Consider the following 26,156-nt stretch of genomic DNA (forward strand, 5'->3'; position numbering starts at 1 on the left):
CCGCTCACGGAGGACCCGATGCAAGGAAGCTATAGCCCCATCCAGATCGCGCTGCACTGGATCATTGTCCTGATGATTCCCGTCCAGTATCTCACGGGCGGCAGTGTCGAGCGCACCCATCACGCGGTTCACATGGGGATGGAACCAGACCGCTGGGATATCATCCAGCACCTCGTCCACAATTACTGCGGCATGGCAATCGGTTTCCTGATGGGCGTTCGCCTGATCGTTCGACTGGTAGGCGGCGGCATTGCGACACCCGACACGCGCACGGCCAAAGCCGCCCAAGCGCTCCATCTCGCGTTCTACGCCGCCATCATCGGCCAGGCGTGCCTGGGCTTCGTCGCGAGCTACCTGACCTTCAGCGTCGCGCCGCTCCACGTCGCCGGATCGTGGATCATCCTCTGCATGGTCGCCGTTCATGTTGCCGCGGCTGCGTGGCATACGCTCGTCCTGAAGGACGACACGATCGACCGTATGACCCGGCCCGCCGCGAAGCCCGCAATCGACGGCTGAAGGGTCGCACGAAGCCGGGTTCGCCCCGGCTCCGTGCCGGGTTTCAGGCCGCCATGCGGCGGCAGCTTTCGGCACAACGGCGGCACGCGTCGACGCATGCCTCCATGCCGCCAATACGTGCACAGTCCGCTACACACTCTTCGCAGATTTCAGCGCATTCGCGGCATGTGTGCCTGTGATGGTCCGTGCCGATCAGGATGAAATGCGCTGCCGTCCGGCACATTTCAGCGCAGGCGGCCATCAGTCGGAAATGGGCTGGCTTCGTGTGCTCGCCGCCCATCTCCAAGCAGTGGCCCATGGCGGTCCAAAGGCATGTGCTGTAGCAGGTTAGGCATTCGTCGACGCAAGCCTTCATGTCGGTGCTCATCTGGTGCATCGTCCTATCTCCTCACTTCGCGTTGGCCTCGACCCATCGGGACATCTCTTCGATCTCCTTGAGCTGGGCGTCGATGATTTTCTGCGCCATCGCCTTGGCTTCGTCGTTCTTGCCGTGCTTGAGCTCGGTCTTCGACATTTCGATCGCACCCATGTGATGGGCGATCATGCCGCACACGAAAGCCACGTCGGGGTCTTCCTTCATCATGCCGCCCATCATCAGCGGCATCGTCTTTTTCATGCCCTCCATGAATTCCTTCTGGAAGTCGGCCTGCATGGCGCTCATGTCATGGCCCTTCATCATCTGCTCGTGCTGCGCCATCATGTCGCCCGACATCATGCATTTCTCGGGGAAGGCGGCTTCTTGCGCGGTGGCGGCGGTCGCGACCCAAGCAAGGACCGACGCGGCGGCAATGGTCGTGCGGGTAAGTTCGAACATCTTGTTTCTCCATCAATCGTGTGTCTGTTTCGATCCTAGACAAACGGCGATCGTGGAGGCGGATCGGGCGGAGCGACGGCGGCGAGCGCCATCTCGCGATGGTAGTCGATCCCGTAGACGGGGGAATGGGTGACGGGCGCTTCGATCTCGTCGGCCGATGCCGCCTGCACACAGCAAGCGGAGGTCGAGCAACAGGCGGAACCGCATCGGAGGCCATGGTCGGCGTGGGCAATTCGCTCAGCCTCATGACCATGCGGCAGAGTGCGCGGGTGGTCCATGGCCTGAACGTGGAATGCGAACAGCACCGCGACAAGTATCAGAAACATGCGGTTCACGCCGCGCACGGGCATCGGCATCGTCCTCCACCACACACCGAACAACTCTGCGGGACAAATGTTCCGGCCCGAACGGCTCGGGTATGACCCGAGGCAGGAAACGGCCTTTCGAAAAATTCCTGAACCCCTGTTGACCTTGTCACGCTGACAAGGTTTAGCGTCGCGGAATGGTCGATAGGATAAGCTTTGGACATGATTGCCATCGTATTAACCCTCGACTGAAAGAAGACGCATCGGAGTCGGCCGCCAACATTCGGTCTAAATTGACAGGCTAGCTTGGTGTGTTATCCAGAGGAAATGGGAAACGTGGTTCGAATCGCATTCTTGAAAATGCTGGTTCTGGTTCGCTTGGCGGTGGTGGCATCGCTGGCGCTTTACACGTTGCCCAACGCCACCTTCGCCATGCATGGCGCTGAGGTGTCCGCGACCGTCGTCAGCCTGCAGGACGACCACGCCGACCATGCGTCGATGGGCGCATCCGATCATCACGGCCAAGGCGTCACCACAGACGTCGCAAAGCATGACCAGAAGCAGGACAAGCAGAACTGCTGCTCCGATTTCTGCATCAGCCTGGCCATCATGGCCGATGCGCCCGCCTACGGGTCCCCCCGCAATGAATCCGTCATCGTCTTCCTGAACGACGGCTTCGTCCACGGGCAGCTCTCCAGCCTGCACCGTCCCCCCAGTATCCGCGCATGATCGAAAGCCGCTGATGCGGTACGCCGGGCGTAGTTCGTCTTCCGGACGCGCCCCGATCAAACCCATGCCCGGATTCCACAATGAGACACCTGTTGTCGGTGGCCATCCTGCCGTTATTCCTCGGCGGATGCGCGTCCACCTATCCATCGGAGGTGACCGCCTCCAGAGACCCTTCGGACCCAAGCGCCGAAATCGTCTCGTCGCACCACCATAACCCGATCGCGGGCTACTTGCACCGCGACCCCGTCGACCCCAAGCCGTGGAAGAAGCTGAATGACGACGCCGCCTCCGAGGGAGGTGACCAGTCATGAGGGGACTTTTCATGTCGGGCGCGCTCCTAGCCGTGCTCGTTCTGGGCGGATGCGCGTCCAACGAATTCATGGCCATCGACGCCGGATTTTCGTCGGCGCAGAGCAAAAGCGCGGTTCTCGCCAAGGAAACCGTGTGGATACAGAGCCGGGGCGAGGCCGAACAGGTCGGAGCGCGCGTCAAGACGCTTCTCGCGCAATCGAAGACGATCGATGCCGAAACGGCGGTCCAGATCGCTCTTCTCAACAACAAGGGGCTTCAGGCGGCTTACGCCGACCTCGGGGACGCCGGGGCCGATGTCTGGCAGTCTACGCTTCTCGTCAATCCGACGGTGGCGGTCGGTCTGACAGGCATCGGCACGCCCGGTCTCGAAGCCTACCGTGCGATCGAGGGCACGCTCGCCGTCAACCTGCTGGCGCTGGCCACGCGGGACAAGACCATCAAGGTGGCGAAGGTCCGCTTCGAACAGGCGCAGCTCAACGCCGCGCTGAAGACCTTGGAATTGGCGGCCAACACCCGTCGGGCCTGGGTGAACGCGGTCGCGGCACGCGAGGCCGTCATCCAGCTCGGCCAAGCCCAGATCACCGCTGACGCGGCGTCGGAGCTCGCTATGGAGTTGGGCCGGGCCGGATCGTTGACCAAGGCCTCCCAGGCCAGAGAGCACGCCTTCAACGCCGAGATCGCTGGTCAGACGGCGCAAGCTCGGCTCGCAGAAAGGCTGGCGAAGGAAGAGCTCACGCGCCTGATGGGGCTGTGGGGCGACGACGTCGCCTACAAACTGCCGAACCGTCTGCCGTCTTTGCCCAAGAAACTGATCACCAACGATGTGATCGAGGCCCAGGCGCTCGCCAACCGGGTCGACCTCCAGGTCGCCAAGCTGGAGCTCGAAGCAAACGCCAAATCCTACGGGCTGACCGAGGCGACCCGCTTCGTCACCGATCTCGAGATCGTGTCGGGCTTCGAGACCGAGCGCGAGAAAGAGGACGGCAAGATCAAGAAGGACACGACCTATTCCAAGGAACTGGAATTCGTCATCCCGATCTTCGACAGCGGCAAGGCGCGGATGCGCAAGGCCGAGCTCGCCTATATGCGGGCGGCCAACCAGCTCGCGGAGAAGGCGGTCAATGTCCGCTCGGAATCGCGGTCTGCCTACGAGGCCTATCGGTCGAGCTACGACATCGCCCGTCACTACCGCAACAGCCTGGTGCCGCTCAGGTCGACGATCGAGCAGCAGTCGCTGCTCTCCTACAACGGCATGATCACCAACACGTTCGAGCTGCTCGCCGACACCCGTGACAAGGTGAACGCCACCCAACTCTCCATCAACGCCAAGCGCGACTTCTGGCTCGCGGCGGCGAACTTGACGGCGGCCATCTACGGCGGCGGCGCAGGTTCGACCCCAGCGGAGTCCGCTTCGTCAGCGCCTTCGAATGAAGGCGGCGGGCACTAGAAAGGAACGACGATGTTTTCAAGAAGACAGATACTCGGAGCGGGGGCCGCCATGGTCTCCAGCTCCGCCTGGGCGGCCACGACCAACATGGGTCTGCCTGAAGCAGCCCTGATGGACAAGGCCTCGACGCAGGGACCGCTCCATCCGAAGTCCGGACGTGACTACCAGCCCGTGGTCACCCTCAACGGCTGGACGGCTCCCTTCCGAATGAACAACGGCGTCAAGGAGTTCCACCTTGTGGCGGAACCCGTCGAGCGCGAGATGGCGGAAGGCATGACCGCCTATCTATGGGGCTACAACGGTCAGTCGCCCGGTCCAACGATCGAGGCGGTCGAGGGCGACCGCGTTCGCATCTTTGTCACCAACAAGCTGCCGGAGCACACGACCGTCCACTGGCACGGCATGATCCTGCCCTCTGGCATGGATGGCGTCGGCGGGCTGAGTCAGCCGCATATCCCGGTCGGCAAGACCTTTGTCTACGAGTTCGATCTCGTGAAATCGGGCACCTTCATGTACCACCCGCATTCCGACGAGATGGTGCAGATGGCGATGGGCATGATGGGCCTCTTCATCATCCATCCCAAGGACCCGAAGTTCATGCCCGTCGACCGGGACTTCGCATTCCTGCTCTCCGGCTACGACATCGATCCCGGGACGCGCGTGCCCAAAGTGATGACGATGACGGACTTCAATCTCTGGACCTGGAACAGCCGGGTGTTTCCAGGGATCGACCCTCTCGTCGTCTCCAAGGATGACCGCGTGCGGGTGCGCGTCGGCAATCTCACGATGACCAACCATCCGATCCACATGCATGGCTACGACTTCGAGGTCACCTGCACGGACGGCGGGTGGGTACGGCCCGAGGCTCGGTGGCCGGAAGTTTCTATCGACATCCCCGTCGGTGCCATGCGGGCCTACGAGTTCGACGCCAAATATCTCGGCGACTGGGCGGTCCATTGCCACAAGTCGCATCACACGATGAACGCAATGGGCCATGACGTGCCCACCTTCATCGGCGTCGACAAGAGCAAGGTCGCCCAGAAAATTCGCAAGGTCCAGCCGGAATACATGCCCATGGGAACCAAGGGCATGGCCGACATGGGCGAGATGGAAATGGAAATCCCCGAGAACACCGTGCCGATGATGACCGGCTGGGGTCCGCATGGCCCGATCGAGATGGGCGGCATGTTCTCGGTGGTGAAGGTCCGCGAGGGCATCTCGGCGGACGATTACAGCGATCCCGGCTGGTACGAAAACCCGCCCGGAACCCAGGCCTGGGAATGGACGGGCTCCCTCCCTGATCCCGTCAAGGCCGCTGACTCCAAAACGATGGTGCCCGCCAAGGACGCCGTCAAGCAATCCCACGACAACCATCAGTGAAAGGAAACACGATGAAGACATATCTCATGGCAATCGCGCTTGCGGCGCTCGGAACGACGGCGCTCGCCTCAGGCAGCCACGAAGGCGGGCACCCCGGCGACTCCCTCGCGGGTGAGCCCGGCAAGAAGGCGAAGGTCACCCAGACCATCCAGGTCACCATGAAAGAGACCGAGGACGGCAAGATGCTCTACATGCCCGCCTCGGTGACGGTGAAGGAAGGACAGACCGTTCGCTTCGCCATCCGCAACGGCGGCGAGACCGACCACGAATTCGTCCTCGATACCCAGGACGAGATCATGGAGCACAAGAAGGTCATGGAGAAGTTCCCCGAGATGGAACACGACGACCCGAACTCCGTGCGCCTCGCACCCGGCAAGACGGGCGAGATCATCTGGAAGTTCACCAAATCCGGAACGCTTACCTTCGCCTGCCTGATCCCTGGCCATTACGAGGCGGGCATGCATGGAGCCGTCGACGTCACGGCGAAGAAGTAACCCCAAGAAAGGAGCACAAGAATGCGCAAAATCATCAATCTGGCGGTCGCCGCCAGCCTCGCGATGGCGCTCGCCGGGACCGCCTTCGCGGCCGAATTCACCAAGGGCAAGATCAAGAAGCTCGACGAGAAGGCCGGAAAGGTCACGATCATCCACGAGGAACTCAAGAACCTCGAGATGCCCGCGATGACCATGGTGTTCAGGATCGGCGACGGCGTCGACGCCGCGAAGCTCAAGGAAGGCTCGGACATCGAGTTCGTCGCCGACCGTGTCAACGGCAAGCTCACCGTCACCGAAGTCAAGTGATCCGCGTCCGCGGGTAAGCGGCTTCCCGGTCTCCAGTGCCGGGAAGTGGAGGGCGCCGGCCGCGACGGCGGCGGCTTGGAGAGAAGTCGACCAACCGACGGTTCGTCACCGTCGGTCTCCGTGCGAGGTGCCTAGAGGAACGGACATTCCACCAGGCACCGCCTCCGCTGACGCGGAGCACCAGTCAGAAAAGGACAAGACCATGAAGAAGACAGTCACGACCCTGGCCGGCCTCGCGTTCCTGATGGGCGCGACCCCCTCTATAGCGAACGACCTCTCTGGCAACAAGGCGTACCACCCGCCCGAGGGCTTCACGATCCGGTATGTCGAGAAGCTCAACAAGCCCGAGAAGGCCGAAGTCCTGCGTCGGGCGACCGACGACTACGTCCAGCAGCTTCAGGCAGTGATCGCGGCCAATCCCGCCATCGCTGACGAGTTGCGCTCCCATCACGTGACCGTCAAGAACGTCATCGGTTCCAGGAGCACGATGTCCGGCACCACAATCTATTACGTGAAGTGACCGGAGGAACGCCGTGACGGAACTCGCGGACGAGGCGCGGCAACGACCGCCTGGAGGACTACGGGTCGAACTGCTCCGCTTCGTCGCGCTCGCGATTCTGATCGGCAACCTCGTGCTCGGGGCCGATCACGGCGCGTCCATCCAGACCGCCGTGATCGTTGCCTATCTTGCCGTCAGTGCGGCTTCCGCGCTGACGGTTCTGTTCGGATTGGATTCCCGGTGGATGCGAACTGGGTTCGTCGCGCTCGACGCGCTGGCCGTGGCGCTTGTGCTCTATGCCCAGCTCCTCCAGGCTCCCGTCGATCACACCCATAGCCTCACCACGACGGGCCTCGTGGTCGCCTTCATCCTTCTGAACCACGTCGGCCTCTCATCGGACCGCAAACTGGTCCTCGTCTTCTCGTCGATCGTCATTCTGTCATGGATCGGATTCTTGGCGGCAATGGCGATCCGCCACGAGGGCACGGAGCCCGCTGCCGTGATCAGAGCGTTCCTCAACCGGGACCTCGGCCTCGCCGCGAGCTTCGGGTTCACGGCTTTCGCCGTCTATGTAGTGGCAAGGGATCACGGACAGACGCGGGAACATGCGGAGGCGTCGGCGCGCAGGCGCAACAACCTGGCCCGGTTCTTCTCTCCGCAGGTGGTTTCCCAGATCGAGGACGCCAGTCCGGCGCTGCGGATGGAGCGGCGGCGCGCAGCGATCATGTTCGTGGACCTTCGCGGGTTCACGACATTCGCCGAATCTGCGACCTCGAAGGAACTCACATACGTGCTGTCGCGCTACCGGGCAATCGCGTCCACGATCATCACCCGCCATGGCGGGACGGTGGACAAATACATGGGCGACGGAGTGATGGCTGTATTCGGGCACGTGACTTCAGGACCGGATGATGCGGACAAGGCACTGGCCTGCACGCTGGAATTGGTCGCGGCGCTGACGGATTGGAAGCGGACGAGCGACGTCAAGGGGCTCCCTGCATTGTGGGCTGGTATCGGCCTGCATGTCGGAACGGTCATGGGCGGCGTACTCGAGGCCGGCGGCCACTCCGAATTTACCGTCGTCGGCGACGCCGTCAACGTCGCCCAAAGACTTCAAAGCGTGTCCAAGACGTTTCAGGCGTCTTTGGTGGTTTCCGCCGACGTCTTCACGAGACTTTCGACGACACCGCCGGACGTGCCTTGGACGCATGCGGCAAACGTCGAAATTCCCGGCCGCTCGCTTTCCCTCGACATCGCCTATTTGCCGCAGGCGACCGACCATCGACGCATCATAGCTGCGGGGTAAAGCATGAACGCCCGCAGCCGCCCAAGATCAAGAAATCGGAGCGTGGCAGACCGTGTTCCACAGCGCGGTCTTCCAGTCGGAAGGATCGAGCTTGCCGATCGTATATTCCCGCCCCGCGACCATCACGACTGCGGGCTCGACGCACCGCACCGCGGCAGGGTGGGCGGAGGGGTCGACATAGAGATCGCTTCCCGCGGACCTCACGCTTCCGACTCCGATCATCACGTCGTAGTCGAAGCCTGCTTCCGCCGCGGAGATCGTATGCTCGAGAAACAAGCCGACCGTTTGGTCGTCGGAAAGTCGAGCGGAGTAGAATGCAGGCGGCTGGCAGTGCGCGGCCGTCGCTCCACCGAGCGTCAACACTGTCACCGTCAGGAGCTTGATCGTGATCATCGAAGCCTCCCTTGTATGGTGGTCGATCATACCAGATCGCACAGGCCTTGGAAAACAATTCGCGCAGCCGAAACCGTGCGTCGCGGTATTCGGCTTTCTCGCAATATCTCAAACACCGGAGGAGGTTCTCGTGGGCACGAAGGATGACATGGAAGGTCACGGGAACCACCTGCCTGGAGAGGGCCCCGCGAAGAGCCAAGCCCAACACGGGCAAGCTCATGAGCATCATCATCACGACCATGCTCAGCACCGCTACGAAGGACATCAATCCGGCGACCTCCCGTCCCATGACCATCCCGGTCATAAGGCCTCGCCGCGGGGTAATGTGCCCGAAGGCACGATCTACACCTGCCCGATGCATTCCCAAATCAGGCAGCCCTGGCCGGGTAACTGCCCGATCTGCGGCATGGCGCTGGAGCCGGAGATCGCCACGGCCGACCAAGGGCCGAGCGCCGAGTATCTCGACATGCGCCGCCGCTTCTGGATCGGCCTCGTGCTCGCGGTTCCGGTGCTAGTGCTCGAGATGGGCGGACACCTCGTCGACCTCCACATGGTCGTCGACCCGATGGTCTCGAATTGGATTCAGCTCGTGCTCGCGACGCCCGTCGTACTCTGGGCGGGCTGGCCGTTCTTCGAGCGCGCATGGCAGTCGCTCAGGACGCTGAACCTCAACATGTTCACCCTGATCGCCATGGGGACAGGCGTGGCCTGGCTCTACAGCGTGGTCGCAGCGATCGCTCCCGGCGCTTTTCCCGAGACCTTCCGCGGCATGGGCGGCGCGGTCCCGGTCTATTTCGAGGCGGCGGCCGTCATCACCGTCCTTGTCCTGCTCGGTCAGGTCCTCGAGCTCCGCGCCCGCGAGCAGACGGGCGGAGCTATACGGGCGCTGCTCGACCTCGCCCCCAAGATGGCGCGCAGGGTCGCCACGGATGGATCGGAAAGCGACATCGCGCTTGAGGAGGTCGTGGTCGGCGACAGGCTCCGTGTCCGGCCCGGCGAGAAGGTCCCCGTGGACGGCAAGCTTCTCGAAGGCCGCAGCTCGGTCGACGAGTCGATGATCACGGGCGAGTCCATGCCCGTCACCAAGGAGGCCGGATCGGCGCTGATCGGCGGCACCATGAACAAGACCGGAAGCTTCCTGATGGAGGCGGGTAAGGTCGGCCGGGACACAATGCTCTCGCAGATCGTCCAGATGGTCGCCAACGCGCAGCGCTCCCGCGCGCCGATCCAGCGCATGGCCGACCAGGTCTCGGGATGGTTCGTGCCCGTGGTCATCGGGATCGCCTTGGTCGCCTTCGCCGCCTGGATGGTCTGGGGGCCGGAGCCGCGCTTCGCGCACGGCCTCGTCGCCGCGGTCGCCGTCCTGATCATCGCCTGTCCGTGCGCGTTGGGCCTCGCCACGCCGATGTCGATCATGGTCGGCGTCGGCAGGGGAGCGGGACTCGGGGTCCTGATCAAGAACGCGGAGGCGCTCGAACGTTTCGAGAAGGTCGACACCCTCGTGGTCGACAAGACGGGCACCCTGACCGAAGGTCGGCCGAAGGTGACTTCCGTCAGGACCGTGGCCGGCATCGACGAGCGCGAGTTCCTGCGGCTCGCCGCCAGCCTCGAGAAGTCGAGCGAACATCCGCTCGCGCTCGCCGTGGTCGAAGCGGCCGCGGACCGCGGCATTCCGCTGGCCGAAGCGTCGGAGTTCGACAGCCCGGTCGGCAAGGGCGTGGTCGGTCTCGTGGACGGCAGGCGGCTTGTCCTTGGCAGCCACCGGATCATGGAGGAGGAAGGCGTCGATGTCAGGGAGTTCGCCTCCGATGCCGAACACCTCCGGGGAGAAGGCGCGACCGTCATCTTCATGGCGGTCGACGGCAAGGTCGCCGGATTGCTCGCGATCGCCGACCCGGTCAAGGAGACGACCCCCGCCGCCCTTCAAGCTCTGCGCGATGCAGGCATCCGCGTCGTCATGCTCACGGGCGACAACAGGACGACAGCGCTCGCGGTCGCCCAGCGGCTCGGGATCGCGGAAGTCGAGGCCGAAGTCCTGCCTGAAAACAAGAGCGAGATCGTCAAGCGCTTGCGGTCGCAGGGCCGGGTCGTCGCCATGGCGGGGGACGGCGTCAACGACGCGCCTGCGCTTGCCGCCGCCGACGTCGGGGTCGCCATGGGCACGGGAACTGACGTCGCCATCGAGAGCGCGGGAGTGACCCTGCTCAAGGGCGACCTGCAGGGGCTGGTCAAGGCCCGGGAGCTGTCGCGCGCGACCATGAACAACATCCGGCAGAACCTGTTCTTCGCCTTCGTCTACAACGCGGCCGGGGTTCCGGTCGCTGCGGGCGTGCTCTATCCGGCGTTCGGTCTCCTTCTGTCTCCGATCATCGCGGCGGCCGCGATGGCTCTGTCGTCGGTCAGCGTGATCGCCAACGCCTTGCGGCTTCGGGCGGCTAGGATCGGTTGATCGAATTCGATAACAGTCCAAGGGGCGCTCGATATGCAGCGCACGAATGGAGGTCTGTATGCCTTTTGCCAAGCTCGCCTGCGCCGCTCTTGTTCTGCTGGCGGCGACGTCCTGTACGACACGAGACACCGAGACGGCGAACGCGGCCGCCTCGCCGCAGTGCAGACAGAGCGGGGACCACCCGTTGGAGAAGGTCGGGCGCACGATCTTCTGGCTCGAGATCAAGCTCATGGAGCAGACCAGGAAGACTCCGGCCGAGTGCGACGCCAAACCGGAATGAAGCGGGGACGCTTCTCGACGCCCGCCCGACACCGGTGAGCACCACGGGCTTGACCTTCCAACGCTTGAAAACAGCATCCTTCCGCTCGATGGCAATCCCGCCGTCCAACTGAAGGAAGCATCGAATGAATCAGCATCACGTCGAAAGCGCGAAGCCCACGGGCGGCTTTACCGCGTACATGCCGCAAGCCGGCCGCACCATTGCGGTGAGGCCGGACCAGACCTTGCTCGCCGCCGCGCTCGCGTCCGGCGTCGATTACCCCCACAGATGCCGATCGGGGCGTTGCGGTGCCTGCAAGTCGCGGCTCGCGGGCGGGTCCGTGACCCTGCTGCCCCACACCAGATTCTCGCTGACCGAGGAAGAGAAGGCCGCGGGATTCATCCTAGCGTGCCGGGCGGTGCTGGAAAGCGACGTGACCGTGAAGTGGGGCCGGGGCGACGAGGACGCCGCCGACCTGCCAGCCCACGCGGTGGGCTCCGACTCCCGCGTCAGGCCGTAAAACCCTCTTGACCTTGCGAGCGTTGGAAACACTAGAACTCGATGTCGACCGCGCGATGGCGTGCGGTCCCGGGCTTCGCTCCCGGGATTTCCGCTTCTTGAAGGAACTTCGACATGTCAATCACGACACCTGACCCAAGGCGGTGGTGGGCGCTTTCGCTCCTATGCGCCGCCCAGTTCATCGTCATCCTCGACACCTCCATCATCGGGATCGCTTTGCCGGCGATCCAAACGCATCTCGGCTTCAGCGCTGAAGGGCTATCGTGGATATTCAACGCCTACGTGATCGTCTTCGGCGGCCTGCTGCTTCTCGGCGGACGTCTCAGCGACCTGTTCGGCGCGCGGCGTCTGTTCATGCTCGGCTTCGCGGTGCTCACGGTCGGCTCGCTTGTTGCGGGTCTCGCAACGTCGCAGGAGGTCCTGCTTTCCGGCCGCGCGCTCCAGGGGCTCGGAGCCGCGCTGATCGCGCCGTCGGCCATGACCATCCTCGTCGGTCTCTTCGGCCACAACGGAGCGGAACTCGGCAGGGCCTTCGCCTTTTGGGGCGCTTCGGCGGCCGCGGGCGGCACGGCCGGGGTCTTCTTCGGCGGCGTCATCACCCAGTGGATGAGCTGGGAGTGGACCTTCCTGATCAACGTCCCGTTTGGTCTGATCGTCCTGGCCGCAAGCCCGGCGGTACTGAGCAAGAGCGCGGTCTCTGAAGGCGGTGTCGACTGGATCGGCGCGGTCCTCATCACAGCCGCCCTGATCCTCGCCGTCTACGCGATCGTCACGACTGGACCCGGGCAATGGACCTCGACGGCGACATTGGCCGAACTCGGCGGTGCTGCCGCGTTGCTCGTGGTGTTCGTGCTCGTCCAGGCCGCCCGCACCGAGCCGTTGTTGCCGCTGAACATCTTCCGGACCCCGAACCTCGCGGTCGGCAACGTGCTCATGGCGCTTCTGGGGGCCGCGTGGATTCCGCTCTGGTTCTACCTCAACCTCTATCTCCAACAGACGCTCGGCTTCTCCGCATGGGAGGGGGGATTGGCATTGGTGCCTATGACGGTGGCCATCATGGTCCTGATGGTGGGCTTTTCGGCTAAGTTCATCGCGCTCCTCGGGCCAAAGACCAACCTCGTTCTGGGTCTCGCGGTCATGGCGGCCGCGCTGGTCATGCTTTCACGCCTGCCCGCCCACGGGGACTTCCTGGCCGACGTCCTCCCAGCCTCTCTGCTCGCGGCGTTCGGCATGTCGCTCGCGTACATTCCGGCGACGATGGTCGGCGTCTCGGGCGCGAGGCCGGAGGAGACCGGACTGGCTTCCGGCCTGATCAACACGACCTACCAGGTGGGATCGGCAGTGGGCCTTGCCGCGATGGTGGCTGTGGCGGCCGCCTATCAGTCGGGCCCGGCGGATGTGGCGGACCTTCTCTCCGGCTTCAAAGCCGCGTTCTCCGGAGCGGCTATCGTAGCTGCCGCCGGAGCCGCGCTGGCGCTGGCCGGCCTCCGCAGCGGCAAGGACGCGATGGCACCCGCTGAGTGACCTTGGGGGGCGGCTCGAGCCGCCCTTTGTTCCTGTCGATCTGAGAGGGATGACCGCTAATGGCGCTTTGTCGCCGTTAATGTTGCCGCGGCTGCTTTCTAAGGCCTGCCGCTCTGGGGCAACTTGTCAGCAAAAACCACCGCCGTTGAATGTCTTGCGGGGCCAGCTGTCAACGCCGTTGCAGCCAAGCCTCCAGAGTCTGCCGGATCGCACGATCTGCGGGCACCGTCTGATCGAACGCCCACCAAGTGTGCGCGCCCTGCCAGAGAGCGGCCATCTGCCAGCCCAGAATATTCGCCTCCTGCGGGTCCGAACACAGCCGTCGCCCCAGTGCCGAGACTAATGCGCGTCCCCACGCTGCGCCCCTTTCGCGAAGTCTTGGGTTCCGTATATCTTCTCGAAGCAGAAGAAGCCCGTCAGTGGCGTCACGCTCGGCCATATTGGGAGACATCAACCGCAGTAGAAGCTTGATGGCTCCCTCAGGCGACAGATCCTCCTCATCGTCTGCGGCTTCCGTCTGAGCATCCAAGCGGTCCCAGGCCTGAAGAAGGATTGCCTCGACCATGCGCTCACGGTTGCCGTAGCGCTGCACCAGTGTCGCCGCAGACAAGCCTGAAGCCTTGGCAGCACGCGCAAAAGTCAAGCCATCAGGTCCTGTCTTCATCATCAGCTCGAACAAGGTGTCAAGAACCTGTTCATCCGGAATTGTCTTGCGTCTCGTCATAGCGATATATAAACGTGCATTCGGTTATAAATCAAGGAGGCTTTGATGGCCAAGATTGTTGGGTACATAGCAACGAGTCTGGACGGCTTCATCGCAGACGAGAACGACAAACTCGACTGGCTGTTCAAGTACGACGAAATGGATCTGGGCGCGCATGATTACCGGATCTTCGTGAAGAGCATTCGCACAGTCGTAATGGGTCGCGGCACCTACGACTTCTTAGCAAAAGATCCCGCACCTTGGCCATATGGCGACCAGCGGGTCGTCGTTGTTACGTCGCGACCTATCGAAAACCCCAAAGGCTCGCTTGAGATCAAAGACAATGTGGACGACCTGATAGCCGAGCTTCGAAAGCTCGATGATGGTGATGTCTGGATGCTGGGCGGAGGCATGCTGCAGATGGCGTTCATGGAACGTGGCGCGCTCGACGAAATCGAGATCTACATCATCCCCGAGTTGCTTGGCGGTGGTCGTCCTCTTTTCCCACCGACTGGCTTCAGATTAACCCCGAAGCTGATCAGCGCAAAGACGCTCGACAAAGGCTGTGTGCGGCTGCACTACCGGCTCTCCTAAGTCAAAGGAGCTTCGTTCGATGACCGGTGTTGGCGCATCCGTGACTTTAGGGCAGGGCTCTTCTTGGCCCAAAGCTGCCATCAAGCCTCACACCTCTCCCGACTAAAATACACCGCAGGGGTGCTCCACCCACAGGGAATACGCTCCGAGGCAGGCAGCCACATTTGTGTTCGTCTGCGACATGTGGAATAATCAATGCGTGATTCGAGACTATCCGGTTTCGACGCGTTGGACAGCCGCACATAGTTTGGCATTGATGCTGAGACAATTTGGAAGCAAATGGCAAAGAGCAGTCGCGATCCTCGCGACGATCATCGCTATTTTGCTCGTGCCGCTTCCATCACCCTCGTCGAGCGCAGGTTCTGTGCCCGGGCATGTTGCGATCATCACGGCAATCGACCACGACGACCTCGAACAGAACCAAGCCGGACCTCACTTCGCAAAGGGCGGAGTCCAGCACCGACATGGTCATAACTCGGCGGACCACGCACATGACCTGCCGACTGGAACGAGCGCGGCAGGCATGGACATTTCGATCAACCGTGCCGCATGGGCGATCGCGCTTTCGTCCGATGTCGTGACCAACCGCCCCAGCTCCATCGACCGCCCCCCGAAGACGTCGGCAATCGCCTGACGTCAGCCGCCATGCGGCACTTCACCAGCGAACAATGACCGCGCCGCCACCGGCTCTGCCGTGAGAGATGGCGCAGTTGACACCGTTCGCCTGAAGAGACCGGATCGCATGTCTGCCATGCGTCCCGTCCAATCGAAATTTCAGGGACACCCTCAAGTGAACATCATCATCGGACTGGTCATCGTATTCGGCTGCATAATCGGAAGCTTCATGGCGAGCGGAGGGCATCTGAATGTTCTCTGGCAACCCTACGAATTCATCGTCATCCTCGGGGCCGGCCTTGGGGCCTTCGTAGCGGGATATCCGCTCAAAGTGATCAAGGACGCAGGAAAGGCCCTCGGCGAGGCCTTCGCCTACAAGGTCCCCAAGGAGCGAAATTATCTCGACACGCTTGGGGTCCTCTACGGATTGATGAGAGACCTGCGCACCAAGTCGCGAAACGAGATCGAAGCGCATATCGACAATCCGAAAGAATCCTCGATCTTCCAGACCGCACCCTCGGTTCTCAAGAACACGGAGTTGACGGCATTCATCTGCGACTATGTGCGTCTGATCATCATCGGCAATGCCCGCAGCCACGAAATCGAGGCGCTGATGGACGAGGAGATCGAGACGATCTCCCACGACAAGCTCAAGTCGCTGCATGCCATCCAGTCGATGGGTGACGCCTTCCCGGCCATCGGCATCGTCGCCGCGGTTCTCGGCGTCATCCATGCCATGGGCGCGATCACTGAGCCGCCGGAGGTACTTGGCGAGCTGATCGGCGCGGCTCTGGTCGGCACCTTCACTGGCATCCTGGTGTCGTACTGCATCGTCAATCCGCTCTGCTCGATGATCAAGGCGGTGAGGACGAAGCAGAACCGCCTTTACGTGATCGTGAAGCAGACGCTTATCGCCTACATGAACGGCTCTGTACCGCAGGTCGCGCTGGAGTATGGCCGCAAGACTATCTCCTCCTACGAGCGGCCGTCGATCGACGCCGTTGAGAACGAGATGATGAACCCCGGGCAGTCTGGCTGAGGTCGCCCATGTCAACCACCGTTCATAAGGAAATCGGATTGATATCCGGGACATGGGCCGAAATGGAGAAGCTCCCGTCCGTATCGGTCCACCAGACTACGGCGTGGTGCCGCGCCTGGAAAGAGGCGACTAACGCCGAGACCTTGGTCGTCGAACATGTTCAGGGCGGCAGCCGGATCATTCTTCCGTTGGAAATCGCATCAGGTGGTTTAGGGAGAACCGCAAGGCCACTCGGAACCCGCTTCAGCAATCTCAACACCGCGGTCGCCCATATCGAGCGCGGATTTGATCCAGAGGAGTTTCTCAACTCGATTTTACAGGAGCTCGCCGACCATGCCGATCTACTTCAATTCGACAAGACTGCGTTGGCGTGGGGTGGCCAGGATAATGTCCTCTTGGGTCTGTCGCGCGTCCCGAGCGTGAACTCGTCGTTTCAGCTCGAACTCGCCGACGACACGTCATCGACCATCGCCCAACTCGACAGGGCGAAGAGGATGAAGGTCTTTCGGGCATCCTGGCGCAAATTCGATGCGGCGGGAGGCTGGCACTATGAAGAAATCACCGATCCGCTATCGGCATCGGTTGTGCTCAACCAGTTCTTTGCGCAGAAGGAAGCCCGCTTCAGGGCCGCTGGTCTGCCGAATGTCTTCGCCGATCCGTCGACGAAGTCGTTCTTCAACCGCCTCGTGATATCGCCTGAAGCCGATGGCGGCCACATACTGCGCCTGCATGTACTGCGTCTGAAGGGTCCGGCGGGGCAGCCAATCGCCATCGCGGGGATTTCGACGAAGGGAGCCTACGCGATCAGCCAATTCGGGTCCGTCGATGAGAGTGCGGTCCCAGGAGCGAGCCCTGGCGAATTTCTCTACCATTTGATCGTCGAGCGGCTCTGCAAGGCGCGTTTCCGCATTTTCGACTTCGGCATCGGCGACCAGCCGCACAAGAGGCGATGGTGCAACGTCGAGACTCCCCAGTTCGACATGGTGATGCCGATCGGGGCCACGGGAAATGCCGCGATGCAAGTGAGCCGGGCGGCAACCAGCCTCAAGCGGTTCGTGAAGGAGCGCCCTGTGCTCTATCGCGCCCTGCAACGTCTGCGTTCGAAACTTCCCCTCAGATGATTGTGCCAAAGAAAGGACCGCCTATGACTGCCTGCGCCTGTGGCTCCGACCAAGACTTCGATACCTGCTGCGGACCGCTCATCAATGGAGAGCCGGCCAAGACCGCGGAGGCGCTCATGCGGTCCCGGTATGTCGCGTTCACCGTGGGAAATCTCGATTACATCGAGCGAACCAACACAGATCACGCCATGGACTCCTTCAACCGGGTCGACATGGAGGCGTCCCTTCCGGGCACCGAATGGATCGGCCTCGAGATTATGGAGACCGATGGCGGACAACGGGGAGACGACACGGGCTCTGTGAAATTCTCCTTCCGCTACCGCAATGGCGGGCGAGAACTTTCCCAGTTCGAGCTCGCGAGCTTCGTGAGAGTTGACGGCGAGTGGCGCTATGACCACAGCGAGGTGAATCCCAAGTCCCCTCCGGTCCGCGTGCTGAAGGTCGGCCGAAACGACCCTTGCCCCTGCGGATCGGGAAAGAAATTCAAAAAGTGCTGTGGAGCCTGACGATGTCAGAACGACGGTTCGCCTGCACGGCGTGCGGACTCTGCTGCAATGGGCTCGTCCCCCTGACCGTGCGGGAGGCCGTCGACATGGCCGATCGCTTTCCGCTCGCAATGATGATCACGCCCGTCAAACCCGGGACGCGTGGCCAGTCAGTCCTGGAGAAGATCGGAGCTAGTGTCATCTTGCCGCCGAAGAAGCGCATGCAATTGCTCGTGTCGCCCGTATCCTTCGTGCCTCCGTCCATGCCTTGCCCGCAGCTCACGCCGGACAATCTGTGCGGCATCCATGCGACCAAGCCCATCCGCTGTCGCACGATGCCGTTCTACGCCTACAAGGACGAGGAGTTCCAAGCCGATCTCCTTCAGCCAAGGGGTGGCTGGCTGTGTGACATCTCGGATGCCGCGCCAGTCGTGTATCGCAATCAGCACATCGTTGATCGCGAAGACTTCGATATCGAGCGTAGCGAACTTATGGATCAGGGGCAGGCGATCCGGCGCTACGTCGACCTGCTGTTGAAGCATTCCCCCGTGATGACCGCCAGAGTGGCAAAAGCTGCCGGAACGACACCGATGGGGCGTGTCGTCGCGAGCTTCGTCTCTTATCTTCGATATGACCGCAATCTCGACCTCAGTGCTTTCGCCCGGGCTCAGCAGCCTGTGCTTCAGGACTGGCTGGAGCGCACTGGAGGCAGTGCCAAGGCGGCCGAGTTCAGCAATTACTACAGGGAGGCGTCGGCCGAACTGCAGCGCTATCTATAACGCAAAAACCTGGCCCACCATGAAAGGGCCAGGTCCGCGGCGTGGCAAATACGCGCCACACACTCTCGGGAGATTTTCGAAGGGCCGGCTTTCAAATGAACCCTCAATACAAACCGTATTGGCACGACACCCTATCTCAAGCTGTTCCCGGGGAAACACGCTGACTGGGGTCAAGGATGGTCGTCGTCCTCATCTTCATGTTCATGTTTGAGCCACGAGCACAATTCGGCGGGCAGGAGCTTCTCATAGGCGTCGTCGCTGCCCACAAAGCTGCCGAGGTCCTCGACGCTGACGAAGCCGACATTGGGGAACGCCTCCGCGGCCTTCCTGAGGAATGTGAAGTCGCTCGGACCGATGCCCACCATGATGTAATAGATTTGGGATTCGGCATGCTCGGCCTGTTCCAGCAGGTTCCACGCATTCTCGATGTCGGAGTTCTCGCCATCAGTGAGGAAATAGTTGATCGCCGGAATGCCCGACCGCGTTTCCTCGCCGAGAACATCGCGTTTCCTGCCGAAGATCATGCCAAGAAACCCTTTGGGTTCATGGACTTCGAGCAGGCCATAGGTGAGCAGATTGGACCGGATGACCGGGCCGTAGTTCGTGCCGCCCCAGAGGATGCCGTCCAGGCCGCGGTTGTCCGTGATCTCGCGCCGGACATAGTCTTTGTAATTGTATGCGGTCGCCTGTGTGATCGCGGCCATGTTGGCGTCGCCCGAAAACACCCATGTGTCGATCCGGCCGTCGTCGTCGAAATAGAGTGCGACGGGAAGGACGCGTTCCAGCGCCGACTGGACGATCCCGTTCGAGAACAGGTTCTGCATCGATCCCGACACGTCGATGTTGAGGCCAACCTGGGCGGGGATGCGCTCGTGGATGCCCTGCTTCTGCAGAACGAAGCCCACGCGGCGGACTTCCTCTTCCGGCTTCTCAAGTCTGAAGGTCGTCATTCGGTTCATCCTGTCAATGTGAGTTGAGGGGGATTCGGACGTTTAGCGGAGGTAGGCTTCGATGACCTCGCCGAGGCCTTCGCTGGTCGCCGCCCCGACGGCCTGGAATTCCCAGGAGCCATCAGACTGTTTGAGGAACGAGGCGACATGGATCGTCGTCTTGCCGGCGAATTCCTGCGTCAGCTGGTAGCGGCACAGCTCGACGTCGGCCATGTCGCAGACTTCGATATAGGCGTTTTTCACTCCCCCGAAATCCTGCCGCTTCTTGTCTGCGTCGTGGATTGTGCCCCATACCGCCAGTTCCACGACATCGGACGGCAGCTTTGCCAGCACGATCTTGAATTCTTCGCGGAAACCCTCGTCATGATGGCCACCGTCGCCATCATCATCGGCCTCCACCACGCCGCGCCCGGTGCGGTCGTCTCGCTGGTGCCACATCGAACCGTCGTCAGTCTCGAACGAGCCGTCAGGCCGCTTGTTCAGGGAACCGTCGAGATTGCCGGGCCCCCGCACGAAGGCATAGCAGAGGGCATGGGAGCCGAAGTTGTAGAGCCGGGCCCGAGTGCGGTCGCCGCCGGTATGGATCAGCGCGAAGCAGTGGACGTCGAGATCGAAAGTGGGGCCGCCCTCCTCGGGCGATTCCCAGACGAGGCCCGAGTGGACAAGCTGGATGTCCTTTTTGATCCGAAACGATTGGCCTTTGGTGAGATTGAATGTCGCCACGAGGTTGTCACTCCTGTCCTTGTTCGACGCCGTGGAATGGGGCGTCCGCCACGCATGTCGTCGCCCCCTCCAAACAACGAGTCATCCCTAGCGAATATTCGTGTCGGTTCGATGGACCCGATATCGATGGCCGTGCCTAAGGCTAGGACGTGCAGCCACCCGATCGACTGGCTGACGCAATAGCCTGAAGCTCGCCTTTTGCCGAGGCGATGTCCTTCTCCTTGTCACCGCCTCGGATGCTGGCCATCGGGATATGGACAGCCCACATCGCATCCCGGTCTTCCTGGGCCGTGGCGCGCTGCCGCGCTTCCAGCTCAGTCAGGGCTTGTTGCCTTTCCATCTGCAGCGCCGCCAACTCAACGCAGCTCTTTCGGATATAGGGATCGACCGGAACTGCGGTGGCGACAATGTCCTCCGGCGGTTTGGCGCAGGCCGTCAGGAGGAGGACAATGGGAATCAAGGCGCGCTTCATCATGGACCTCACGTCTTAGAGCCGCTGCGGGCAGCTTCGACCTGGCGCTTGACCAATGTCCTGAAGCCCTCTTCGCTGAAATCGATCAATGGCGCTCCGTTGACGAAGAACGTGGGAGTCTGTTCAACCTTGTTCGCGGCGACATCGGCGGCGTCCTGTTTGAGGATGGCGTCGATTTCCGGCGTGACGCTGTCGAGCCTGGCCTGCATGCCCTCGACTTTCTGACCATGCGCGATTTCCCAGGCCTTCTTGATATCCGGAGCGCCGTGGGCTGCCCATAGTTCTTGGTTATCGAAGAGCGCCGCGAGAACCTCTTCGAACTTGCCTTGCTTGCGCGAGGCCTCAATGATCCTGACCGCATCGTCCGATCCCTGATGAAAAGCGGCATATCGGACGACAAGGCGAACATCGTCAGGATATTGCGCCAGGACGTCTTTGACGATCGGGAAGAATGCGCGGCACGCTTCGCATGACGGATCGAGAAATTCGACGATGGTGACCGGGGCGTCGACCTTTCCAATTACGGGCGAATGAGCTCTCACAAGGGAAGTTTCAGCAGCCGAAGTGGTAGCGGACGTAGGTGTTTGAAGCATCCTGACATAGGCATATATGTATCCGCCCACCACGAAGGTCAAAATCGCGGCGACTGCCACGACGAACACCAGGAGACGCCTGTTCATGAGTGGTTCCTTTGATGAGTGAGGGCCAACAGGCCCAGAATGGCGGCGAAGGCTGCCAGCGAAAGCAAGGGGATGGGCAGGCCCAGAATGGTCATTGCCGCGTCGGAGCATGATGGCCCCTTGCCACATGGTTTGAGCGCCTCGGCGATGAAACCGAAATAGAGAAGGCTGTGATAGGCGGCGATCAAGAAGCCGACCAGGGCGAGAGGGCCGGCATAAAGCCAGACACGGGTGTCGTCGCGAAACGAGGCTATGCCCAACACGATGGCGAGGGGGAACATGAACACACGCTGATACCAGCAGAGTACACAGGGCGTCTGCCCCATGACCTCACCGATGAACAGTGCCCCCAAGGTCGCCGCGAGCGCGACCATCCACGCCGCGAAGAGCGGTCCCCACGCGCTGGCGGTCTTTGGTGTCTGCTTCACACCGTTCATGTTGCCGCCAAGGCTTCGATTGCGGGCTCCTCGACAAGCGTCGTCTTCTTCGCGGGCGGTTGCTCCTTGAGCACATGGCTGAAGCTGAGCGCGAAGACGATCGCGACAAAGAGGACCAGAAGGATCACAGTGACCCTGTTGCGCATTTGCTGGCGTTCGCGGACTTCATTGTCGGTGGGCATCTGATGCTCTCCATGTGGTGTAGGCGACTTGCGCGGAGGCCGCCGAATATTCGGCATTCGGGTCAAGGTTGGACTCGGAGCAGCCTCCCATCGCCAGCGTCATGCCGAACACTGCTCCGGCGGCCAGCGCCCGAAAGCTGCTTATTGTCGTGGGTCCCACGGTCGGCCAAGTCATGGCTTGTTCGGTGACGGATGGTGATGGTCGGTCAATGACGTATCATCGGCGATGAAGCGCGCTTGCAGCGAGGCGGACGACCCGTCATCAAAACGGACGGTGATCTTGGGGCTCTCGATGGCTTTGGTGCCGTTCAAGAGCAGGAACACCGTATCGATATCCATGTGAAGTTCGGATTTCGACGGCACCGTCACAACGGACGCGTCCAGCATGGAACGCACGACGTCGTCACTGACACGTTTGGCGAGCTCCGCTTTGCCGAAGGCTTCGACCTCGATCGAACGGATGACCTTATCCGAGGAGGACCCGTTCCAGATCGTCAGGTAGCCTGCAAAGCCATCCGACCCGAATGGAACGAATTCGGCGTGCTCGACGAGCACAGAGCCTTCGTACTCTGAAGACTGGCTATGGACATCCTGAGTGGAGGCGGTCACGGCCGAGGCTATGAGCGTGAACACCAAGGTCGCGGCGGCAAGGCGCATCGGCTTCGTGTCGGTCCCAGTGTCGTGCAAGGTGGTCCTCTGCTTCAATTCGCCCTCGCCGCAGGTGGATTTTCGTTGCTGGAGACATGTGTCGGGGCCGTATGGGCGAGCATGATCAGTTTCTTGACCTGCGCATCCCGGCTGTCATGCATGTCGAGCGTGCCCTGCAAGGTCCCGTCGGCTTTGACCAACCTGACGCCCGCGCTGTGATCCATAGTGTAGTCTCCGCCCTCGGTTGGCACCTTCTTGAAGGAGGCCGCGAAGGCCTTGGCTGCCAATCTGGTGGCGTCGACGTCGCCGCGAAGGGCGATGATCCGTGCATCGAATGCGGTCATGTATTGGCGCAGGGACTCGGCGCTGTCCCGCTCGGGATCGACGGTTATGAAGATGGGCGTGAGTTCATTGGCAGCTTCGCCCATCTCCTTCAGCAAGGAGGTCAGTTCGGCCAATGTCGTCGGGCAGATTTCCGGGCAGTGGGTGAAGCCGAAGAACACGGCAAGCGGGCGACCCGCGATGTTCGCCTTCGAGAAATCCCGTCCATCGAGTGTCTTCAAATTGAAGTCGCCGATCTCCAGCCCTGATTGGGCGGTAATCTCGTTCCTCGATACGGTGGGAAGCCGGACATAGATCGACAGGCTAAGGACGACCACAGCCGCAACCACATAAATCGGCAGCAGGCGTCGAAAGCGAGGAGTCATTGCATGTGGTCCTGATGCTCGTTGGCCACCTCTGGCGGCGAACGCGCCACTACGAGCTCGACGTCAAACCGTCCCGCCTTCTCGAAGGTCAATGTAAGCGGGATTTTCTCACCTTCCCCCGGGCGGGACTTCGGATTGAGCAGCATGAGATGAAGATCACCTGGCTCGAATTCGACGGTTTGGCCCGGCGGGATCGCAACGCCATCCGTCACCTGCCGCATGGTCGCGATACCATCGTTGATCGCCGACGCATGGATTTGGACGTTGTCGCTTATCGGGGATGAGACCGCGATGAGGCGGTCGGGTTCAACACCACTGTTGGTGATGGACAAATAGCCTCCGAGCACCGGAGCGCCTGGAGGCGCAACACGGGACCACGCTCTCTTGATCTCCAGGTCTGCCGCGCACGCCTCCTGGACGACCGACGATAGCGAGGCGGCCGCAAAGATCAGAAGGAATGCGACGAGGCGGCCGATCATTCGGTCTCACCTCCTAGCTTCGGCGACAGCAGGCGCAGGGCATTCATGGTGACGAGCACCGTCGCTCCGGTGTCGGCTAGGATCGCAGGCCACAGCCCGGTTACGCCAATGACCGTGGTCACGAGGAATACGGCCTTCAGGCCGAGCGCGATGGTGATGTTCTGCGTGATGTTGGACATGGTATTCTTCGACAGCCGGATCATACGCGAGATGTCGCGGACACGGCCATGCAGGACGGCGGCATCCGCGGTCTCAAGTGCAACGTCCGTGCCGCCCCCCATGGCGATGCCGATGTCGGCCGCGGCGAGTGCAGGCGCGTCGTTGATACCGTCGCCGACCTTTGCCACGACCATGCCCTTCGCGCGTAGTTCGCCGACGATCTTCTGCTTGTCCTCCGGCAGGAGCTCGGCACGGACATCGTCCATCCCAAGCTGCGCGCCGATCGCCTTGGCGGTGCGGCTGTTGTCGCCTGTAAGCATGACAGTCTGAATGCCAAGCTCCTTGAGCGCCTTGAGCCCATCCTTGGCGTCCGGCCGAGGCTCATCACGCATAGCGATAGCTCCGGCCACCTCCTGGCCCGCGAGAAGCACGGACACCGTCTTGCCGTCGTCGTTCAGCAGCCGGATGAGCTCCTTGAAGTCTGACGAAATCGTGGCGATTTCCGCTGCCGCTTGAGGTGATCCGAGGAATATGGAAGTGCCGTCGACCATCGCGGTGACGCCTTTGCCCCCGATCGCCTTCGATTCCGAGGCCGAGGCAGCCTGCACTTTGGCTTCCTCGGCCTTAGCCAGGATCGCCAGAGCCAACGGGTGACTGGAGCCCGTTTCCAAAGCTGCGGCAAGTCCCAGGACTTCGCTTTCGCTACGGCTCAGGGAGATGATGTCGGTGACCTTGGGTTTCCCCTCGGTAAGTGTCCCCGTCTTGTCGAGTGCGATGGCCGTGATCTTGCCAAGGCCCTCCAGGACCGCGCCACCCTTGAGCAGAAGGCCGCGTCGCGCGCCAGCCGAAAGCGACGCCGCGATTGCAGCCGGCGTCGAGATCACCAAGGCACAGGGGCAGCCGATCAGAAGGACGGCGAGGCCTTTGTAGACCCATTCAGACCATGACGCGCCCGACACGAGTGGCGGCAGAACGGCGACAAGCGCGCCGACGGCCAGCACTCCGGGCGTGTAGTATTTGGAGAAGCGATCAATGAACCGCTCCGTGGGGCTCTTGGACTCCTGCGCTTCTTCGACGAGCTTCACGACCCGCGCGATCGTGTTGTCGGCGGCGGCGGCGGTGACGCGGACCTTGAGGACTGCTTCGCCATTGATGGTCCCTGCGAAGACGTCATCGTCCTTTGCCCTACGCACTGGAACGCTCTCGCCTGTCACAGGCGCTTCATTCACCGCGCTAGCGCCATCGACAATGGTGCCATCCGCCGGAATCCGGTCGCCGGGCCTCACCACGATGATGGCTCCGATTTGGAGAGTATCGGCTTGCACTTCCTGCGTCTTGCCGTTCTCCTCGATCAGCGCGGTCGTGGGAACGAGCTTCGTCAACGACTGGATGCTGGCGCGGGCGCGTCCGGCGGCTATGCCTTCCAGCAATTCGCCGACCAGGAACAGGAATACCACGGCGGCCGCTTCCTCGCTCGCATTGATGATGACAGCGCCGACGGCCGCGATGGTCATCAGGGTCTCGATGGTGAAGGGAATCCCCGCCAACGCGGCAGCCAGCGCACGTTTGGCGATCGGGATAAGTCCGACCAGCATCGCGACGGCAAAGGCGTATTTGTCGATAGACGGGATGAAGTGGCCGACCAAATAGGCGACGACAAGTGCCGCGCCGCTCGCGAGAGTCAGAAGGGCCTTCCTGGATTTCCACCAGGGGCCGTCGGAGGGGCCATGATCATGCCCATGCAGGCCAAGACTCTCTTCGGTCTTGTCGCCGTGATCGTGCTTGTCATGGGAATGATCGTGGCCTTCATGATTGTGGTCGTGATCGTGGCCCTCATGGTCATGATCATGCCCCTCATGCGAATGGTCGCTGTGGGCAGGAGTGCTCTTCGGCGTCTTGTCCGAACTTTCCTTCGGCGCGACGCCATAGCCGAGCTTCTTGACCGTCCGCTCGACGGCTTCGAGGTTCTCCTCGCCGACGAAGTCCACCGTCATCGTGCCTGCGGTAGAGGAAACGGAGACGTCATTTATGCCAGGCAGCTTGCGGACGGCGGTGTCGATCTTCGCGGCACAGCTTGCGCAATCCATGCCGTCGACGCGGTAGCGCTTCTTGCTAGATGCATTCGCCATGA

34 protein-coding genes are annotated in these 26,156 nt (G+C 61.9%); 19 read left to right on the top strand and 15 right to left on the bottom strand.

Annotated elements, in window-relative coordinates; genetic code table 11:
- The first annotated feature begins 18 nt into the window (after positions 1 to 18).
- Entirely contained in the window at positions 19 to 516 is a 498-nt protein-coding gene (locus E8Q41_RS20655) for a cytochrome b/b6 domain-containing protein (RefSeq protein WP_137157456.1), read from the top strand.
- Between the two features lie 43 nt (positions 517 to 559).
- Here the strand turns inward: E8Q41_RS20655 and E8Q41_RS20660 are convergent, their stop codons facing one another.
- Genes E8Q41_RS20660 through E8Q41_RS20670 form a run of 3 tightly spaced genes read right to left on the bottom strand, consistent with a single transcriptional unit; the run spans position 560 to position 1,656 of the window.
- Positions 560 to 892, bottom strand: coding sequence for a four-helix bundle copper-binding protein (locus E8Q41_RS20660; RefSeq protein ID WP_137157457.1), 333 nt, complete (start codon positions 890 to 892; stop codon positions 560 to 562).
- A 12-nt stretch (positions 893 to 904) separates the two neighbouring features.
- Positions 905 to 1,330: a DUF305 domain-containing protein gene (locus E8Q41_RS20665; protein WP_137157458.1), complete on the bottom strand. Its 426-nt coding sequence runs from the start codon at positions 1,328 to 1,330 to the stop codon at positions 905 to 907.
- 35 nt (positions 1,331 to 1,365) lie between these two features.
- On the bottom strand, positions 1,366 to 1,656 hold the full coding sequence (locus E8Q41_RS20670; protein ID WP_137157459.1) for a hypothetical protein: 291 nt from the start codon (positions 1,654 to 1,656) through the stop codon (positions 1,366 to 1,368).
- 315 nt (positions 1,657 to 1,971) lie between these two features.
- Here E8Q41_RS20670 and E8Q41_RS20675 point away from each other — a divergent pair, with 315 nt between their 5' ends.
- From E8Q41_RS20675 to E8Q41_RS20710, 8 genes are all read left to right on the top strand, one after another.
- A complete protein-coding gene (locus E8Q41_RS20675; protein ID WP_137157460.1) occupies positions 1,972 to 2,364 on the top strand; it encodes a hypothetical protein in 393 nt (130 codons plus the stop codon).
- A 92-nt stretch (positions 2,365 to 2,456) separates the two neighbouring features.
- Positions 2,457 to 2,675: a hypothetical protein gene (locus tag E8Q41_RS20680; RefSeq protein WP_170976562.1), complete on the top strand. Its 219-nt coding sequence runs from the start codon at positions 2,457 to 2,459 to the stop codon at positions 2,673 to 2,675.
- An 11-nt stretch (positions 2,676 to 2,686) separates the two neighbouring features.
- A complete protein-coding gene (locus E8Q41_RS20685; protein WP_246660263.1) occupies positions 2,687 to 4,123 on the top strand; it encodes a TolC family protein in 1,437 nt (478 codons plus the stop codon).
- A gap of 12 nt (positions 4,124 to 4,135) precedes the next feature.
- Positions 4,136 to 5,503 (top strand): copper oxidase, encoded by a 1,368-nt coding sequence (locus E8Q41_RS20690; RefSeq protein WP_137157463.1) that lies wholly within the window; start codon positions 4,136 to 4,138, stop codon positions 5,501 to 5,503.
- A gap of 11 nt (positions 5,504 to 5,514) precedes the next feature.
- Entirely contained in the window at positions 5,515 to 5,997 is a 483-nt protein-coding gene (locus tag E8Q41_RS20695; protein ID WP_137157464.1) for a plastocyanin/azurin family copper-binding protein, read from the top strand.
- A 21-nt stretch (positions 5,998 to 6,018) separates the two neighbouring features.
- Positions 6,019 to 6,303, top strand: a complete 285-nt coding sequence (locus E8Q41_RS20700) for a copper-binding protein (RefSeq protein WP_137157465.1) — start codon at positions 6,019 to 6,021, stop codon at positions 6,301 to 6,303.
- Between the two features lie 202 nt (positions 6,304 to 6,505).
- Positions 6,506 to 6,823, top strand: a complete 318-nt coding sequence (locus E8Q41_RS20705) for a hypothetical protein (RefSeq protein ID WP_137157466.1) — start codon at positions 6,506 to 6,508, stop codon at positions 6,821 to 6,823.
- Between the two features lie 13 nt (positions 6,824 to 6,836).
- Positions 6,837 to 8,108: an adenylate/guanylate cyclase domain-containing protein gene (locus E8Q41_RS20710; protein ID WP_246660264.1), complete on the top strand. Its 1,272-nt coding sequence runs from the start codon at positions 6,837 to 6,839 to the stop codon at positions 8,106 to 8,108.
- A gap of 27 nt (positions 8,109 to 8,135) precedes the next feature.
- On the opposite strand, the gene E8Q41_RS20715 is transcribed toward E8Q41_RS20710, so the two are convergent.
- Positions 8,136 to 8,501, bottom strand: a complete 366-nt coding sequence (locus tag E8Q41_RS20715; RefSeq protein WP_137157467.1) for a hypothetical protein — start codon at positions 8,499 to 8,501, stop codon at positions 8,136 to 8,138.
- Positions 8,502 to 8,649: 148 nt separating this feature from the next.
- Here E8Q41_RS20715 and E8Q41_RS20720 point away from each other — a divergent pair, with 148 nt between their 5' ends.
- From E8Q41_RS20720 to E8Q41_RS20735, 4 genes are all read left to right on the top strand, one after another.
- Positions 8,650 to 10,950, top strand: a complete 2,301-nt coding sequence (locus E8Q41_RS20720) for a copper-translocating P-type ATPase (protein ID WP_246660265.1) — start codon at positions 8,650 to 8,652, stop codon at positions 10,948 to 10,950.
- Positions 10,951 to 11,008: 58 nt separating this feature from the next.
- Entirely contained in the window at positions 11,009 to 11,230 is a 222-nt protein-coding gene (locus E8Q41_RS20725) for a hypothetical protein (RefSeq protein WP_137157469.1), read from the top strand.
- Positions 11,231 to 11,354: 124 nt separating this feature from the next.
- Positions 11,355 to 11,729 (top strand): 2Fe-2S iron-sulfur cluster-binding protein, encoded by a 375-nt coding sequence (locus tag E8Q41_RS20730; protein ID WP_246660266.1) that lies wholly within the window; start codon positions 11,355 to 11,357, stop codon positions 11,727 to 11,729.
- Between the two features lie 113 nt (positions 11,730 to 11,842).
- On the top strand, positions 11,843 to 13,252 hold the full coding sequence (locus E8Q41_RS20735) for an MFS transporter (RefSeq protein ID WP_137157470.1): 1,410 nt from the start codon (positions 11,843 to 11,845) through the stop codon (positions 13,250 to 13,252).
- Between the two features lie 169 nt (positions 13,253 to 13,421).
- On the opposite strand, the gene E8Q41_RS20740 is transcribed toward E8Q41_RS20735, so the two are convergent.
- Positions 13,422 to 13,976 carry a TetR family transcriptional regulator gene (locus E8Q41_RS20740; protein ID WP_113462254.1) on the bottom strand — a complete coding sequence of 185 codons (555 nt, stop codon included), beginning with the start codon at positions 13,974 to 13,976 and terminating at the stop codon, positions 13,422 to 13,424.
- A gap of 45 nt (positions 13,977 to 14,021) precedes the next feature.
- Between E8Q41_RS20740 and E8Q41_RS20745 the strand changes: the two genes are divergently transcribed.
- From E8Q41_RS20745 to E8Q41_RS20770, 6 genes are all read left to right on the top strand, one after another.
- Positions 14,022 to 14,549, top strand: a complete 528-nt coding sequence (locus E8Q41_RS20745; protein ID WP_137157471.1) for a dihydrofolate reductase family protein — start codon at positions 14,022 to 14,024, stop codon at positions 14,547 to 14,549.
- Positions 14,550 to 14,796: 247 nt separating this feature from the next.
- Entirely contained in the window at positions 14,797 to 15,183 is a 387-nt protein-coding gene (locus tag E8Q41_RS20750; RefSeq protein WP_137157472.1) for a hypothetical protein, read from the top strand.
- 156 nt (positions 15,184 to 15,339) lie between these two features.
- Positions 15,340 to 16,203 (top strand): flagellar motor stator protein MotA, encoded by an 864-nt coding sequence (gene motA, locus E8Q41_RS20755; protein WP_137157473.1) that lies wholly within the window; start codon positions 15,340 to 15,342, stop codon positions 16,201 to 16,203.
- An 8-nt stretch (positions 16,204 to 16,211) separates the two neighbouring features.
- Positions 16,212 to 17,324 carry a GNAT family N-acetyltransferase gene (locus E8Q41_RS20760; protein WP_137157474.1) on the top strand — a complete coding sequence of 371 codons (1,113 nt, stop codon included), beginning with the start codon at positions 16,212 to 16,214 and terminating at the stop codon, positions 17,322 to 17,324.
- Between the two features lie 23 nt (positions 17,325 to 17,347).
- Positions 17,348 to 17,830 (top strand): YchJ family protein, encoded by a 483-nt coding sequence (locus tag E8Q41_RS20765; protein WP_137157475.1) that lies wholly within the window; start codon positions 17,348 to 17,350, stop codon positions 17,828 to 17,830.
- Between the two features lie 2 nt (positions 17,831 to 17,832).
- The gene (locus tag E8Q41_RS20770) at positions 17,833 to 18,588 is read left to right on the top strand and encodes a YkgJ family cysteine cluster protein (protein ID WP_246660275.1); all 756 of its coding nucleotides are present in this window, start codon (positions 17,833 to 17,835) and stop codon (positions 18,586 to 18,588) included.
- A gap of 170 nt (positions 18,589 to 18,758) precedes the next feature.
- On the opposite strand, the gene E8Q41_RS20775 is transcribed toward E8Q41_RS20770, so the two are convergent.
- The 10 genes from E8Q41_RS20775 to E8Q41_RS20820 all read right to left on the bottom strand — a co-directional run bounded on the left by E8Q41_RS20775 (position 18,759) and on the right by E8Q41_RS20820 (position 26,154).
- Complete coding sequence (locus E8Q41_RS20775; RefSeq protein WP_137157477.1) at positions 18,759 to 19,538, bottom strand: VWA domain-containing protein; 780 nt, start codon at positions 19,536 to 19,538, stop codon at positions 18,759 to 18,761.
- A 42-nt stretch (positions 19,539 to 19,580) separates the two neighbouring features.
- Positions 19,581 to 20,261, bottom strand: a complete 681-nt coding sequence (locus E8Q41_RS20780) for a TerD family protein (protein ID WP_137157478.1) — start codon at positions 20,259 to 20,261, stop codon at positions 19,581 to 19,583.
- 142 nt (positions 20,262 to 20,403) lie between these two features.
- Positions 20,404 to 20,736 (bottom strand): hypothetical protein, encoded by a 333-nt coding sequence (locus E8Q41_RS20785; RefSeq protein ID WP_137157479.1) that lies wholly within the window; start codon positions 20,734 to 20,736, stop codon positions 20,404 to 20,406.
- Positions 20,737 to 20,741: 5 nt separating this feature from the next.
- The gene (locus E8Q41_RS20790; RefSeq protein WP_137157480.1) at positions 20,742 to 21,413 is read right to left on the bottom strand and encodes a thioredoxin domain-containing protein; all 672 of its coding nucleotides are present in this window, start codon (positions 21,411 to 21,413) and stop codon (positions 20,742 to 20,744) included.
- Positions 21,410 to 21,850: a disulfide bond formation protein B gene (locus E8Q41_RS20795; RefSeq protein ID WP_137157481.1), complete on the bottom strand. Its 441-nt coding sequence runs from the start codon at positions 21,848 to 21,850 to the stop codon at positions 21,410 to 21,412. Before E8Q41_RS20795 ends, E8Q41_RS20790 begins: the two co-directional genes overlap by 4 nt.
- Positions 21,847 to 22,032, bottom strand: a complete 186-nt coding sequence (locus tag E8Q41_RS20800) for a hypothetical protein (protein ID WP_137157482.1) — start codon at positions 22,030 to 22,032, stop codon at positions 21,847 to 21,849. Before E8Q41_RS20800 ends, E8Q41_RS20795 begins: the two co-directional genes overlap by 4 nt.
- 171 nt (positions 22,033 to 22,203) lie before the next feature.
- Positions 22,204 to 22,719 (bottom strand): copper chaperone PCu(A)C, encoded by a 516-nt coding sequence (locus tag E8Q41_RS20805; protein WP_137157483.1) that lies wholly within the window; start codon positions 22,717 to 22,719, stop codon positions 22,204 to 22,206.
- Between the two features lie 14 nt (positions 22,720 to 22,733).
- Positions 22,734 to 23,387 carry an SCO family protein gene (locus tag E8Q41_RS20810; RefSeq protein WP_137157484.1) on the bottom strand — a complete coding sequence of 218 codons (654 nt, stop codon included), beginning with the start codon at positions 23,385 to 23,387 and terminating at the stop codon, positions 22,734 to 22,736.
- Positions 23,384 to 23,866 carry a copper chaperone PCu(A)C gene (locus tag E8Q41_RS20815; RefSeq protein WP_137157485.1) on the bottom strand — a complete coding sequence of 161 codons (483 nt, stop codon included), beginning with the start codon at positions 23,864 to 23,866 and terminating at the stop codon, positions 23,384 to 23,386. The genes E8Q41_RS20810 and E8Q41_RS20815 overlap by 4 nt, the downstream gene beginning before the upstream one ends.
- Entirely contained in the window at positions 23,863 to 26,154 is a 2,292-nt protein-coding gene (locus E8Q41_RS20820; RefSeq protein ID WP_137157486.1) for a heavy metal translocating P-type ATPase, read from the bottom strand. Before E8Q41_RS20820 ends, E8Q41_RS20815 begins: the two co-directional genes overlap by 4 nt.
- Positions 26,155 to 26,156 lie beyond the last annotated feature (2 nt).

The sequence above is a fragment of the Rhizobium sp. FKL33 genome (assembly GCF_005222915.1).
In the GTDB taxonomy this organism is placed as follows: domain Bacteria; phylum Pseudomonadota; class Alphaproteobacteria; order Rhizobiales; family Rhizobiaceae; genus Rhizobium_E.

Bases quoted from the DNA above. Each gene is read 5' to 3' on its own strand.
- E8Q41_RS20655 (WP_137157456.1), top strand. From the start codon at position 19: ATGCAAGGAAGCTATAGCCCCATCCAGATCGCGCTGCACTGGATCATT.
- E8Q41_RS20660 (WP_137157457.1), bottom strand. From the start codon at position 892: ATGCACCAGATGAGCACCGACATGAAGGCTTGCGTCGACGAATGCCTA.
- E8Q41_RS20665 (WP_137157458.1), bottom strand. From the start codon at position 1,330: ATGTTCGAACTTACCCGCACGACCATTGCCGCCGCGTCGGTCCTTGCT.
- E8Q41_RS20670 (WP_137157459.1), bottom strand. From the start codon at position 1,656: ATGTTTCTGATACTTGTCGCGGTGCTGTTCGCATTCCACGTTCAGGCC.
- E8Q41_RS20685 (WP_246660263.1), top strand. From the start codon at position 2,687: ATGTCGGGCGCGCTCCTAGCCGTGCTCGTTCTGGGCGGATGCGCGTCC.
- E8Q41_RS20690 (WP_137157463.1), top strand. From the start codon at position 4,136: ATGTTTTCAAGAAGACAGATACTCGGAGCGGGGGCCGCCATGGTCTCC.
- E8Q41_RS20695 (WP_137157464.1), top strand. From the start codon at position 5,515: ATGAAGACATATCTCATGGCAATCGCGCTTGCGGCGCTCGGAACGACG.
- E8Q41_RS20700 (WP_137157465.1), top strand. From the start codon at position 6,019: ATGCGCAAAATCATCAATCTGGCGGTCGCCGCCAGCCTCGCGATGGCG.
- E8Q41_RS20705 (WP_137157466.1), top strand. From the start codon at position 6,506: ATGAAGAAGACAGTCACGACCCTGGCCGGCCTCGCGTTCCTGATGGGC.
- E8Q41_RS20715 (WP_137157467.1), bottom strand. From the start codon at position 8,501: ATGATCACGATCAAGCTCCTGACGGTGACAGTGTTGACGCTCGGTGGA.
- E8Q41_RS20720 (WP_246660265.1), top strand. From the start codon at position 8,650: ATGGAAGGTCACGGGAACCACCTGCCTGGAGAGGGCCCCGCGAAGAGC.
- E8Q41_RS20725 (WP_137157469.1), top strand. From the start codon at position 11,009: ATGCCTTTTGCCAAGCTCGCCTGCGCCGCTCTTGTTCTGCTGGCGGCG.
- E8Q41_RS20730 (WP_246660266.1), top strand. From the start codon at position 11,355: ATGAATCAGCATCACGTCGAAAGCGCGAAGCCCACGGGCGGCTTTACC.
- E8Q41_RS20735 (WP_137157470.1), top strand. From the start codon at position 11,843: ATGTCAATCACGACACCTGACCCAAGGCGGTGGTGGGCGCTTTCGCTC.
- E8Q41_RS20740 (WP_113462254.1), bottom strand. From the start codon at position 13,976: ATGACGAGACGCAAGACAATTCCGGATGAACAGGTTCTTGACACCTTG.
- E8Q41_RS20745 (WP_137157471.1), top strand. From the start codon at position 14,022: ATGGCCAAGATTGTTGGGTACATAGCAACGAGTCTGGACGGCTTCATC.
- E8Q41_RS20760 (WP_137157474.1), top strand. From the start codon at position 16,212: ATGTCAACCACCGTTCATAAGGAAATCGGATTGATATCCGGGACATGG.
- E8Q41_RS20765 (WP_137157475.1), top strand. From the start codon at position 17,348: ATGACTGCCTGCGCCTGTGGCTCCGACCAAGACTTCGATACCTGCTGC.
- E8Q41_RS20770 (WP_246660275.1), top strand. From the start codon at position 17,833: ATGTCAGAACGACGGTTCGCCTGCACGGCGTGCGGACTCTGCTGCAAT.
- E8Q41_RS20775 (WP_137157477.1), bottom strand. From the start codon at position 19,538: ATGACGACCTTCAGACTTGAGAAGCCGGAAGAGGAAGTCCGCCGCGTG.
- E8Q41_RS20785 (WP_137157479.1), bottom strand. From the start codon at position 20,736: ATGATGAAGCGCGCCTTGATTCCCATTGTCCTCCTCCTGACGGCCTGC.
- E8Q41_RS20790 (WP_137157480.1), bottom strand. From the start codon at position 21,413: ATGAACAGGCGTCTCCTGGTGTTCGTCGTGGCAGTCGCCGCGATTTTG.
- E8Q41_RS20795 (WP_137157481.1), bottom strand. From the start codon at position 21,850: ATGAACGGTGTGAAGCAGACACCAAAGACCGCCAGCGCGTGGGGACCG.
- E8Q41_RS20800 (WP_137157482.1), bottom strand. From the start codon at position 22,032: ATGCCCACCGACAATGAAGTCCGCGAACGCCAGCAAATGCGCAACAGG.
- E8Q41_RS20810 (WP_137157484.1), bottom strand. From the start codon at position 23,387: ATGACTCCTCGCTTTCGACGCCTGCTGCCGATTTATGTGGTTGCGGCT.
- E8Q41_RS20815 (WP_137157485.1), bottom strand. From the start codon at position 23,866: ATGATCGGCCGCCTCGTCGCATTCCTTCTGATCTTTGCGGCCGCCTCG.
- E8Q41_RS20820 (WP_137157486.1), bottom strand. From the start codon at position 26,154: ATGGCGAATGCATCTAGCAAGAAGCGCTACCGCGTCGACGGCATGGAT.